This window comes from Okeania sp. SIO2F4, assembly GCF_010672385.1.
Lineage (GTDB): Bacteria > Cyanobacteriota > Cyanobacteriia > Cyanobacteriales > Microcoleaceae > Trichodesmium.
The window spans coordinates 1-13,027 of record NZ_JAAHGT010000178.1 but is presented as its reverse complement, the minus strand read 5'-3'; the positions used below and the strand labels follow the sequence as shown (position 1 = coordinate 13,027).

The following is a 13,027-nucleotide window of genomic DNA, read 5'->3' as shown; positions in this document are numbered from 1 at the left end:
AACTAGCGGTTTTTCCTGGGTGTTGGGAATGGCGATCGCTGTTCAATATCCCTCTACTTCTCAAGAGACACCCATAGCAGAAAAACTATTTCGTGGAGCTAAGGGTATAGTATCTAAAAAACGGTTGCCCCAATCGGAAAGCTCCACCCCTGAATCTACTCCAGAAACTCTCAAGCTCCAAGTTGAACTAACTGAAGCCCAGAGACAGGAACTACAAACAGAACTTAAACAATTACAAACACAGTTAAATACTCTGATTGGTCAGACCACAACTTTAGAAAATCAATTAGGTATTAGTAGACCCGAGCAAAATTTAGAGACCAGATTGGATCTGATTGCCAAACAATTAGTTGCCCCCCTCTCTGCAAGTGAGAATGAACAAATAAATAAACTTTCTCAGCCAGTTTTTACTCAAGATACCGAGATGGTGACGCTTCCTGGTGATGTATTGTTTGAGTCCCGTAGTAATACAATTCGTTCTGAGGGAAGGATAATTCTAGACAATTTAATTGGTGAATTGAAAAATTACAAAGGGGCGACCATTAGTATTTCTGGTCATACTGATAGTCGAGGTAAAGTTAAGACAAATCGAGAATTGTCATTTTTACAAGCTGAAGCAGTGGCAGAATATTTATCAAAAAATCTCGGTCAAAGGTATCGTTTGCTAGCTATTGGTTATGGAGAATCTCGCCCCATAGCAGAAAATGATTCTCGAACTAATCGACAACGTAATCGTCGAATTGAGGTGAAAATTCATTCTAGAAACTCAAACTAAATTTGATAGATGTACTGAGGATATTTTTTGGTTAATTTATTTAGTATAAATTAGGTTTATAGAAGTAATATTTAAGAATATAGAAATTAATAACAAAGTATTAGTAAATAATTTGCAACTTGAGATTCTTAGGCAATATTTTAAATGCTTTAATTTTGCTTTTTTGTCACGATTAAAGTAGTATTTGATACTAGAATAAAAAGCAGAATATCAAGGCAAAAACATTTCTGCTAGGGATAAAGAAACTGATGGAAAATTCAAGGGATTAATTATTTCATTATCAGACAAAATAGTTTCAGATTGATAACCTCCTGGTGTAGGATGACGATATATATAAGCTTGTCGTTGGACTACATCTAAAACCCAATATTCAGGAATATTTGCTCCAGCATAGATAAGTGCTTTTTCTTGTCGATCTATTCTCAAGGTAGTATCGGAAATTTCGATTAAAAAAAATATTTCCTGTAGACTAGGGTGGCGATCGCCATAAGCTTTCGAGTCTATATGAACTACTGCAATATCCGGTTCTGGTTCAGAATTTGATAATGTAACTGGTAACTGCATCCTGATATGAGCTTGCTGACTTAATTGAGATTTTAAATAATCTGATGTCCGTTGAGTTGTTGCAGCATGAGGAGCGCGTTGGGGATTCATTTTGATGATACGACCTTCTAATAGTTCGACGCGGGATTCTGGTGTCAGAATACCACAATCTATCATTTGATGATACTCTGCTACTGTCCACAAATGAATTTTGCTTGTTGTCATTAGTTTAGTTTCCTGTTTTTGATAATTTCTATAATTACTTCAAGACTTTAATCTCCCCTACTCCCCTACTGCCAACTAAATGACTGAGAGTTAAGTTTAATGATGAAAGTTCTATTATTATTGATTTTAGCTAAAATTTTATGGCTAGAGTTAGATGGTGTTGTTGAATTTTTAACTTTTTTGCAGATAATAGTTTCTTTGGCTGAGATGAAACGATAATTTTTGGGGTAGAATAATATGTTTGAGTAGATTTATGGTTGGGTTTTTATGGGTGATGAGGGTATAAGCGCTGGCCAATTGTTGAAACAGGCTAATCAGTTGAAGAGAGCGGGGAGGTTGGATGAGGCGATCGCTCTTTATCATCAGGTGATTGAAATTAATCCTAATTTTGCTTGGGCTTATAATAATTTAGGGGATGCTTTTGTTAAGCAGGGAAACTCAGATGAGGCTGTTGTTAAATATCGTCGGGCGATTGAAATTAATCCTAATTCTACTTGGTTTTACTATCAGTTAGGAGAGGCATTGGCTGAACAAGGAAAGCTTAACACAGCATCTGTGTACTTTCAAAAATCTATAAATACTCAAATGGATTTGTGTAACCACCTAAGCAAATGTTATCCAGAAGTAGAAAAAGGTGTCAATCAGGTAAATAGCTTTTATGTATTTCAAGGACAAAATTATGGATATTTAACAGATAAGGCTCAATGGGTTAGCTTTCCAGTAGACGAGAACTCTATGTACATTATAGAAGGAAAAATAGCTAGCGAAAATGCTCCTATATCCAAAAAAGCCTTGGTTCAATTTGAATTTTTTGATCGAAACAATCAAAAAATATCTGGTTATTATCAAGGTTTCAGTAACTCAGATAATTTGGGTTTGTATAGATACATAGATATCCCTAGCCAGAGTTTATCAAAATTTTGTATTGCTTTTAAAACACTACCAAAAGCCTTTTCTCTTAAAATAGGTTTTCGTCGCTGGCATAATAAAAGAACTAACAACCCAATAATAATATTTGAATCGTTCATGAAAACTTATTTTAGTCAGTTTAAAAACTTAGAAAATTCGGTATTATCATCTTGGGTTTACTACAAATTAGGAGTTATCTATTCAAAAAAAAGAAAACTATCTGAGGCTTTATTTCTTTGTCAAAAATCCTTTGAAAAAGATGTAAGTTTTTCTAAGTGTGAAGACAAAATAAGGGAATTAATTTTTAAACTAGAGTCTGGCAGCTCAGTACAATATTGGGAAAATAGATACGATCAAGGGGGCAATTCAGGGATAGGAACCCACAATGATAAGTTGGCAAAATTTAAAGCAGATGTTATCAATGACTTAGTAGAAAAAGAGAATATTGAATCTGTATTAGAATTTGGATGTGGCGACGGTCGTCAGCTTGATTTCGCTAAATATCCTAAATATATTGGTTTAGATGTTTCTAAAACTGCTATTAATAAATGTAAAGAAAAATTCAAGCAAGATCCGACAAAAAGTTTTTTTATGTATGATTCTGTCTATTTTGTTGATAAAGGAAAAACTTTTTTTGCTGATATGTCTATCTCAATAGATACCTTATTTCACTTAATAGAAGATGATATTTATTATGCTTACTTAGAACATTTATTTAAAGCAGCTAAAAAACTTGTGGTTGTTTATTCATGGAATTTTGAAGACAGGGAAAAGTTTAAATTTCATATTAGACCTAGAAAATTTACACAAGATATAGAACAAGTAATCCAGGGGTGGAAACTTTGGAAAGTTGTAAAGAATATATATCCGGCAACAGATTTGGGTGAACGTGAAGGAAGTTTTTCTAATTTTTACATTTATCGTAAAAGTTGATGAACAGGCTCTAGATAACTATTAGCATGACAATTAAGGGTAATAAATTGTGCATTTACATAGTTATATTAAGATTATTTATAGGTAAATTTTCTATTTTTACTTTCGATAGTCAACTACATTTTCTCCAAACCATTATTCCGTGGCTGCTATTTTTAGCAAGAGCCCGTGAAGGAATATTTGCCTCTTGAAATACAGAGGAGTCTATCAAATCCCTCAGAGAAATTCGCTCAAGTCCCTTGAATGCTGGCTCGAACATTAAGGAAAAATCCTCTGTTCCAAAAGATCTAACATGATCTTCGTGTCCAAACTGTTCCAAGCGATCGGCAACAGACAACTGCTCCGAAAGATTTTCTCGATATTGCTGAGAAAAAAACGGTACGCTAAAAATATGGTAGCCACCTGCAGCTAACAGTTCGTTGAGTTCCTGCAAAACAAATGCTGCGTTGCATCTAACGTGTTCTAAAACATGAACATGGCATAAAGCACCAACAGATCCCTTCTTTACCTTTTGAGTGTCATTGCAAAGATCGAACCTTTCTGCATTGATTCCTCCTTTTATGTATATATCGGGGTCAAAATCAAAAGGTCGATAGCGATCGCCAAGACTTTCAGCCAGCCTTTGCGCAATCCCAATCTCAGGTGCGAAGTGAAAGAATGGCAAGGAAATCTGGCTAATCTTGAGAGTTTCAAGAACTAACCACAGGAGACGAGAGCGTTCAAAGCTACCACAACCACAGCAGCGTGCATTGGCGCGTCCTCTGTAGCTCTTGAAGTTATTACTTTTACAAATTGGACAGTGCATTTTAATTTACTCCTAAGGACTCTGACTAACTGAGGGATAAATTCAACAATATCTTTCTTGGCGACATCGGAGACTGTTTGGAAAGAAGCATAAGGGATTGACATGAACTTGTCCTGTCTATTTTAACTTTGAAATATCTAATGAGATAACCAATCAGGAACAAACTTGTATGTTTTTAAAAGATTCATATCTGTCTTGTCAATTGAGTAATTCAAGTTATTTAGTAGTTCGATCATAGTATTTAATTGAGTGGTAGTTAAACACTCAACGTAAATGTCTGGTGCATCTCTTATTATAGTATTCCGCAACCCTGTTATAACTTGCTCCTTCATACCCTCTACATCAATTTTTATTACAGAAACAGTTTCACCTAGTATGAAATCAAGGGGCATACAGATTGAAGACACTTTTCTTTGAAACTGAGCGGCATTGGTTGTCATTTCAAAGGACGAAATCAGATTGGCTGCCCCAAATGGATAAATTTTCACCTTTTCTTCTAGCTTGTTGTCCACAACGTTCTTTCTAATTAGCTGAATATGTTCTAGCAAGGGTTCAAATACCATAACCTTTGTGGATGGACAAAACAAAGAAAAGTAAACAGAATGATGTCCTACATTCCCACCAATATCCAGGAAAACTCCAGCCCTTGAAGTGCGGGTTATTAGCCCTAACATCTTGTGTTCGTACCATCTTCCTGCTCTAATACACTCATCTATTCTTGTCTTATTTTCGCAGGTAATTGACACATATCTTCCACTGTACAAAAAACTGTGTGTTGTAAGATTATTATTTATTGTAGATTGTAATCGTTTCACTACTCTAATTCCTTTTACAGATGAAGCAAAATTGACCGCAGATAGACAGCTTACGCATTATTGCTTGGCGTGTGCCACGGCTAGTTTGCCTTACCCATTGATCTATCTGAAGATTGAGGGGCGACTCGTTAGTAAAATACTGGCTATAAGTTTCAGGACGCCCCTCGTATGTTCTTTTAACCAAGGTCAGACCATCAATACCAGGCCGAATTTCTTCTAGTATTAACCCTGCATTCCGAACAATCTCTTTAAAGCCGTAAGGAGTAAAATTCCAGAACTGAAAAGAGTGATAAGGTTCTAGATGTGAAGTAGAACCAACCAAATAGCCATCGCGCTTCAGAACGCGAGCTACGTCCTTTAAATGTGCCTCTGGATATCGAACGTGTTCTAGCACCTGTCTGCTAAATACCAGATCGACGCCATCGGATGGCATGGGTATATTTATTCCATCAAATTCCATAAACGTTGCATCGGTGCGTCTGCGTTGCCTAACTTCTGGTGAGTCTGCTATGTCCACTCCAATCCAAGTTGACTCAGGAAGCAATTCCCTAAAGAAATCCACAGATTTTCCTGTCCCGCACCCAAGATCGACAATTACCGACTTTGCGGGTAATCGATCCATAACCCTTCGCACCATCCATTCTGGGGTTACCTGATGAGGGTGATCGCTCGGTACATAATCCTGCATTTCATTCCACATTACGATACTCCTCCTAATATGTTAGCTATCTCCTTACAAAGATGGGTAGTATTCATCTGCGAAGGAATACAAAGCTCCCTAAAGCTAGTACCCCGTGTTGCCTTTAGATAGTTTTCAATATTTGCCAGAGCATCATCATTACCACCAAACTCGTTAAATGTTCGATAAAGCGATACCTCTGGCTCCTGCCCAGTAACCGAAGGAAACTCTTGATTTAAAGTATCGTTAATAACGAATGACGGAACCCCAGCAAGAAGTGTATGAGCTTTTAACCAGAGGTCATCAGCTTTCGGTGCAGACTTTTGTGCTTCATTAATATCCCTTACTTTTGGATGTAAATAAAGCGGTGAATACAATACACCATCCTTACCTGTGGGAACATTAAAACTTGACGGATTATCGGTAATTTTTCTCGACCACTTTTTGTAGGAAATTAGCTTTTCCTTTTCAAAACCCATGACTCGTCCGCGAAATCCTATGACGCAGCGATGCTTTAAGTAGTTTTCGTAAAGTTGCCATAACCACCAGGGAGGATAAGCTGTATCATCATCCGCAGTAACTATCAGGGTATTACAGAATTCTGTCGGGCTTTGCTTATAGACTTCATCAAGAACAGGAATAATCTTGCGATAGGAGCCAATATTTTCCACAAACTTTACAAAAAATTGCTCAGGATTTTCTTCCTGTAAGCGACTTAGGTCATTGGTAATCATGGGGCAACCCTCATCAAGTAGGTAAGGTTGTTCGGATAGATGCAGGCGCACCTCATAGGCATCGGGAGGAAAATCCTGGGAAAGCAACGACTCTATCACAAGGTGGATGTGGCTCAACCGAGAACTAATTGTTGTAAGACTTATGATGATTTTGTGCATGGCATAATTCGGTAAGTATCCTTAATTACTTTAGAGAAGCATAAAGTGGATCACCTGAGTAAAGTTGGAATCCATTGTTTGATGTCGAGGGATTCATTTTTTTCTATAGGTATGTGGCTCATAACAGTACGCCAGACATTAAGGGCACTTCGGAAGCAGTACTCCTTAGATGAGGAAATAGTGTCCATACCACCGCGCATCAGCACTAGAGGTTGTGGGACAACCTCTGTGGCTTTGGATGAATAGTGTCGCTGCATCCTTAAACGAAATTCCACATCGCCACGGGTTCTAATAGGAAGAAAACATCCAATATCCTCAAAGACCTTTTGGCGACAAATTAACGAAACCGGAGCGTCTCCTAAAACTTCGCCAATGGAATCACCATCAATCATCAGCCGTGAATTTTCACTTATTCTAATATGACTGGCATAGGTAGCCATCAGGCTGGCATCACCCAGCATCGGCTCCAACTGACACTCTAATCTTTGGGGATGAGAAATATCGTCATCATCCTGAATAGCAATGAATTCTCCTTTTGCGATTGCAATGGCTATGTTACGTGAAGCATACTGGCCAACATTTTTTTCGTTCCGCTTGTAGACAATAGAATGGGTGTTATCCAAGCACATTTTCTCAAGCAGAGATTTGATCGCCTGGCTTGATTCATCCGATGAACAGTCATCAACAACGATAATTTCTAGTCCTTGGTATGTTTGAAAAATCATTGATTCTAAAGAAAGCTTAAGTAAACTTATATCTGGGTTGTAAGTTGTGACTATAACAGAAATTAAAGGTTTACCATCTTCTGCAAAACTTTGACCATAAAGTTGGAAATGCCTATTCCATTTTGCCAAGCTTGCTTCCATATAGTCAGTAATCGTCGAATATTCAGAAGGACAGAGAATTTTGTACTTAAAACCTTCCCTAATAAGGATTTCATTAATACGGTTTACTAAAGGTGCATCTTTTCCGACAACCGCCAAAAGAATATCTTTGTCCTCGTTGGTCATGCCCGTTTGCCTATAACGATTGGTAATCCAATCTAGTAGCTTTGAATTAAAGCAATTAGCATACAGTAATAGCATAAACTTAGCCAAGCAAGTTTCGCGATCAAGAGTTCCTTTATCAACTACTTCAAACGTTGAGACAATTTCTTCATATACACTTGCTGGAATATCTGAACTAGATGGAACAGTTCGACGCAGGTCTCGCACAATAGAAACCAAGCTTTTTTTAGGTAGTTCAAATGTCTTCTTGAGGACTAACCAAGTCTTCAGAGGATCGAATTGTGCATTTGTAAACTTACAGTGCATGATGTTATGAATTGCCAGAAATCCAATGCTGTCGTATGTACCAGTTATTTCAGCCAAATCAATAAGTGCAGGAAGAGCCTGAGCTAACTCAACTGCTTTTAAAAAACTATGTCGCAAACCTCGCGACAGGATTAGTGCTGGACTCCGCCTAGAAAGCATTACATCAAATGCTTGCTTGAGAACTTGAGCAAGTACATCTGAAGAGTGTTTTCCAGATAACTCGAACGCCAAATAAACATAAGAGTCAATCTTCCTAAGTAACATTTCATTGCGAGAATTATCAGTCGTAGCTCTCAACTCAGCAACAGTCAGGTTTAAATAACGCTTGAGCTTTGCTTGAAGGGAATTCTGGTTTGGTGAAAACATCAGCACGCTCAATAATTCTCCAATTAATTGTCGTTGTATTTTTATTGAACTGGAAATGTAATCAATGACTTGATCAAGTTCCCGCTCAACATTTTCTATGTATGCATTACCCCTATTTACTAACAACTCAGCAATTAGGAGTTTCAGGGATGGCGGCTTTGTTGCAGATTTACCAAAATTGTCAAACAACTGCATTTTCTTGATAAGATCGGCAAAATATTCTGGTGTCCAAAATTGTCCCGGTCTAATAAATATTGATACCAATACTGACTCTGAGTCAATTTGCAAGGTTTTCCAACAACCACCGGGAATCTCATTTTTGCGATCAGCCATATTCTTTGCACAATTCGCCAGCACAAGTAGTGAATTACAATAGTTATTGTTGTTTTGCAACAGTTCTCTTTTGCTTGATGGGACTATCAGTATGTGGATAGCATTTTCTGCTGAATAATTTTGCAATAAGAACAATTTCTTACTCAGAGTCTCAACAGGGTCACCATCGCCAAAGATCAGCAGCGGTCCGAAAAAAGATTGTGTTGACTCAAAAGCCCTAGTGCTTAACCTATCAACGACTCGGACTCCTAACCTTCCTTTAGATTCTACCTTTCTCTCCTGTTGCCAAATTTGGTTCAAAGCAAAGATAGAGCCAGTAGTCTCGGACTTGAATTCCAAAGCTTTCTGGTAAGCATTAACTGCTTGGTCTCTTTCTCCTAGTTCCAGCAAAACATCCCCCAACTGCTGCCAAACCACAGCCGATCCAGGATGCAACTCCACCGCCCTCCTCAACTCAATCTCCGCCTCCCTCCATCTACCCAACCGCATCAAACCATACCCCAACTGATGCCTAACAACAGCAGACTTCGGATTAATCTCCACCACCAACCGATACTCAACAACCGCCTCCTCCCACCTTACCAACTGCCCCAAAGCATATCCCAAATGATGCCTCACCTCAGCCCCCGCAAAACCCAAACCAACTGCCCGCCGATACTCACCAACAGCCTCCTCCCATCTACTCAACTGCCCCAAAGCCTGACCCAAACCAAACAATACCTCACCAGACTCCCCAGAAAAAACCATCGCCTGACGATACAACTCCACCGCCTCACTCCATCTACCCAACTTACCCAAAGCCTTTGCCCAACCAATACAACAATCAACCCTACCCGGATTAACTTCCCAACTCCGGCGATAAAACTCCACTGCCTCCGACCATTGCTCTTGCCCAGACTTAGCCTCTGCCAAATAAAAATAAGCCTCTGTTAAGTAGGGAGCAGGGAGTAGGGAGTAGGGAGTAGGGTGAGGAGATTGGGAGTCTGGAGAAAACTGAATCACCCGCTCAATACATTCCACCGCCTCCGACCATTGCCCCAACTTGACCAACCCACTTCCCAAACCCAGATAAAATTCAGGCACATCTTTTTTTATATCGAGCGCTCGATTTAAATAACCCACCCCTTCCTGAAACTGTCCTTGCTGACTCAACATTACCCCCAACTTGTAGAGAGACCAGGGGGATTGAGGATTTATAGCCACAGCCTGACGAAAAGCAGCGATCGCCTCCTCTATCCGTCCCACCTTCTCCAAAGCCTCCCCTAAATTTTGGTAAGACCAAGCAAACCGGGGATTTTCCTTAATGGCCTTTTCATAAGAAGCGATCGCCTCCTCTAATTTTCCTTCCCGAAAAAGTTTATTTCCTGTAGCAAAAGCAGTCATTTTTTTCAGTTATCAGTTATCAGTTATCAGCTTTTTCAGTTAACAGTTATTGGTTAACTTATACCCCCCTGAGAAAGGCTTGCTCAAGAATTCTCAGGACTTACGCAGGGACTCTACATATAGGGAGGGCGAATACCATTCGCCCCTACAGATGGTGGTTTAACAGTCAATATGCGTAAGTCCTGTTCTATTAGCAAAGGATTAAAATCCTTGGTAGGTTTGAAAGTCTTTTTCAGTTTACAGCAAAACATTACAGCAGATTACATTTGTGACTGGCAAGATGCCTGTGTTAAAAATGTTATAGCGCTACGCGAAGCGTGAATAGGGAATAGGGAATAGGGAATAGTAAACTGTCAAAAGGTTTTCCTAGGTCATGCTGCGCAAACAGGATTTAGAAATGTCCTAACCTTAATGCGTAGAGCTATACCTTTATTGTTGATTAGCTAACCAGTTTTCCAAATCTACTATTGTTGCTAAATCAAAAATTTCATCACCTAAAATATCTAATTTTTCCAAAGATAATTGTTCTATCTGAGTCTGAACCTCTGGAGGTATTTCTCCAAACTTGCGACTAATTTGACGTTTAACTAATATCCCTATTCCTTCTTCGCGTCCAATTTCTTTGCCTTCTTCGCGTCCAATTTCTTTGCCTTCTTCGCGTCCAATTTCTTTGCCTTCTTCCAATCCAATTTCTCTGCCTTCCATCCTCGCTAGACTAATTTGTCCTTTCTTATCTCTAATCGACTTTTCCTGTTGCTCTAATTCTTCTAATTCTTCATTACTTAAGTTCGCTTTATTCGCTATATTTAACGCTGCTTCTATTTCTGATACTTGTTCTAATGATTCTGGTATTACTTCTAAATTTGGAGCCGATTTCAGAAAATATATCCATTTATCACTTAGGGTTTCTAAGGCTGATAATTCTTTGTTAAATTTGGGTAATTCTACAAACATTAATGTTAATTCATCTTGGTAATTAAACATTTCTGTCTCTTCTTTAAATCCAAACTTAGTAATGATTTTATCAGTTTGCTCAAACAAAACAAAATCGGTAATTGTTAAAGCAATAAAAGGTTGCAACATCATATAACCTTCACCTACATCTAATTGATTTCCATAGGCTTTTGCTAAGTTATAAATTACTCGTTTTTCAAAATCTTCTACATTCAATATTTGCATTTCAATAATGACGGTAGAACCATTGTCTAAAAGTGCTTTTACATCAAAATAAGTCTCCTTCATAGTGTTAGTAACTCCAGGATTATAGGGGTTAATTATTTTTAGAGATTGAATGATATTTTGATTGTCATAGACTATGGCATTGAGAAAGCTGATGAGGATATTTTGACTATGAATAGAACCAAAAATTTTTTTAAAGGCAAAGTCGGTTTTAGGACTGATAAATTTCATAAATATAGGGAGTAGGGAGTAGATAAATTAGTATTATACTTTTCCTAAACTGGTATGATTTTTTTTCATTACAGCGCTTTTCAGATTGATGACCTCACATCACAACCAAAACCCTGTAGGGGCGAATGGCCATTCCCCCCTACTGTGGTCTACTGAAATGAAAACCGCTGTAATACATCAATGAAAAACTTAACGGAATTGAATATAGGGAAATTTTTGTTAAAGGAGTCAGAAAAATCTGACTACAAAAGCTAGCACCGCTACGCGGAAGTCAGAAGTCAGAAGTCAAAAGTATTGATTAGTAAGACTTTTACAGCATATTTCGGGCAAATGAGGTACACGGTAAATGCTGAAAATATTGTAGTGCGGGCATCTTGCCCGCGATGGGTGTACCTCATAACATCGGAAACCGCTGTAGGATTTTGTAACTGGTCACTTATTTCTGCCATCCTGCACTAGCTGACTGCTAATAGCTGAATGCTTAAAGGAGTTTGGTCTCCAAACCCAAGGAAAGATGGGATTTCAAGAAACAAACCGCTCTAAGAAAATTCTTTCAACCTCGCCACTAAATGGTCAAAATAAGGAGCTAATTGTGTTTGTTGTTCAGAGGAAAATCTTTTTAAGCTAGCTGTTTTAATAGCTTCTAAACCACACACCATTGCTGATAGTGGCACGCGTAATTCTTGATATAGTAAATTCATATAATAAAGCCCTTCTTGACTGGTAAATTCTATATTATTACCAGCAATCCCATAACTAATACAACGTAAAAAATGCCAGAAATCTCGCCAACAAGCTTCGGCTCGTATTGGTGGATATAAATCTCCTCCTTCTGCTGTAATATTAGGATATGTTGTTAATACTTTTTCTCTAGCTTCATCAACAATTTCTGCTGCATATTCTCCGAGCAAACTAGCAGCTTCAATATAAAAAATTGGTACTGCTGAACTACTTTTGATGAGGTTTAAATCGCTGTCTGTGAGATAACGACCTTCATCATCAGCCGTTTGAAATAGTTGAATTATTTCTGTTGGTAGAAGTCCTACCCAACTTTTAAAGCTAACTATTCTCGCTTTAGGAATTAATTGTTTGGCTGTTTCTGTTAATTGTGTAGTCATAATTAAAAGTTTATAGTGGTAGTAGTGCGTCTAGACTAAAATTGTGGGTTAAAAACCTAACCCCCTAACCCCCTTCCCTACCAGGGAAGGGGGGAAATATTCTCCCCTCTCCTTGCAGGAGAGGGGTTGGGGGAGAGGTCTCCATGGACTCAAACTTACCCACATTTTCAAGGTAGACGCGCTAGTAGGTTGGGTTGAGTCAACGAAACCCAACAGAAATTTATAGATATTATTGAGTGTTGCTCAATCAAGGGATGAATCTTTGTCGAACAGGTAAATCCCATTTTTTACTTCCTCTTTCTCCCAGGGGACAATTCTAATTTGCATCCTATGGAACGGTTATTGTTGGGTTGCGCTGTCGCTTCACCCAACCTACTGGAGTGAAACAGTAGTAGGTTGGGTTGAGTCAACGAAACCCAACAGAAATTTATAGATATTATTGAGTGTTGCTCAATCAAGGGATGAATCTTTGTCGAACAGGTAAATCCCATTTTTTACTTCCTCTTTCTTCCAGGGGACAATTCTAA

General features: G+C 38.4%; 10 protein-coding genes. 2 read left to right on the top strand and 8 right to left on the bottom strand.

Annotated elements, in window-relative coordinates:
* Positions 1 to 775 (top strand): OmpA family protein (locus F6K22_RS13740; protein ID WP_293098426.1); only part of this gene is annotated, 775 nt, incomplete at its 5' end.
* A 210-nt stretch (positions 776 to 985) separates the two neighbouring features.
* On the opposite strand, the gene F6K22_RS13735 is transcribed toward F6K22_RS13740, so the two are convergent.
* The gene (locus F6K22_RS13735) at positions 986 to 1,543 is read right to left on the bottom strand and encodes a Uma2 family endonuclease (RefSeq protein WP_293098423.1); all 558 of its coding nucleotides are present in this window, start codon (positions 1,541 to 1,543) and stop codon (positions 986 to 988) included.
* A 267-nt stretch (positions 1,544 to 1,810) separates the two neighbouring features.
* Here F6K22_RS13735 and F6K22_RS13730 point away from each other — a divergent pair, with 267 nt between their 5' ends.
* Entirely contained in the window at positions 1,811 to 3,385 is a 1,575-nt protein-coding gene (locus F6K22_RS13730; RefSeq protein ID WP_293098420.1) for a tetratricopeptide repeat protein, read from the top strand.
* A 112-nt stretch (positions 3,386 to 3,497) separates the two neighbouring features.
* On the opposite strand, the gene F6K22_RS13725 is transcribed toward F6K22_RS13730, so the two are convergent.
* From F6K22_RS13725 to F6K22_RS13695, 7 genes are all read right to left on the bottom strand, one after another.
* The gene (locus F6K22_RS13725) at positions 3,498 to 4,190 is read right to left on the bottom strand and encodes a class I SAM-dependent methyltransferase (RefSeq protein WP_293098417.1); all 693 of its coding nucleotides are present in this window, start codon (positions 4,188 to 4,190) and stop codon (positions 3,498 to 3,500) included.
* 137 nt (positions 4,191 to 4,327) lie between these two features.
* Positions 4,328 to 5,005: an FkbM family methyltransferase gene (locus F6K22_RS13720; RefSeq protein ID WP_293098415.1), complete on the bottom strand. Its 678-nt coding sequence runs from the start codon at positions 5,003 to 5,005 to the stop codon at positions 4,328 to 4,330.
* A 4-nt stretch (positions 5,006 to 5,009) separates the two neighbouring features.
* A complete protein-coding gene (locus F6K22_RS13715; RefSeq protein WP_293098412.1) occupies positions 5,010 to 5,627 on the bottom strand; it encodes a class I SAM-dependent methyltransferase in 618 nt (205 codons plus the stop codon).
* A gap of 77 nt (positions 5,628 to 5,704) precedes the next feature.
* Complete coding sequence (locus tag F6K22_RS13710; RefSeq protein WP_293098409.1) at positions 5,705 to 6,577, bottom strand: glycosyltransferase family A protein; 873 nt, start codon at positions 6,575 to 6,577, stop codon at positions 5,705 to 5,707.
* Between the two features lie 50 nt (positions 6,578 to 6,627).
* On the bottom strand, positions 6,628 to 9,972 hold the full coding sequence (locus F6K22_RS13705) for a tetratricopeptide repeat protein (RefSeq protein WP_293098406.1): 3,345 nt from the start codon (positions 9,970 to 9,972) through the stop codon (positions 6,628 to 6,630).
* A 429-nt stretch (positions 9,973 to 10,401) separates the two neighbouring features.
* Positions 10,402 to 11,382 (bottom strand): Rpn family recombination-promoting nuclease/putative transposase, encoded by a 981-nt coding sequence (locus F6K22_RS13700; RefSeq protein WP_293098403.1) that lies wholly within the window; start codon positions 11,380 to 11,382, stop codon positions 10,402 to 10,404.
* Between the two features lie 539 nt (positions 11,383 to 11,921).
* Positions 11,922 to 12,500 carry a globin family protein gene (locus F6K22_RS13695; protein WP_293098400.1) on the bottom strand — a complete coding sequence of 193 codons (579 nt, stop codon included), beginning with the start codon at positions 12,498 to 12,500 and terminating at the stop codon, positions 11,922 to 11,924.
* Positions 12,501 to 13,027: the final 527 nt, after the last annotated feature.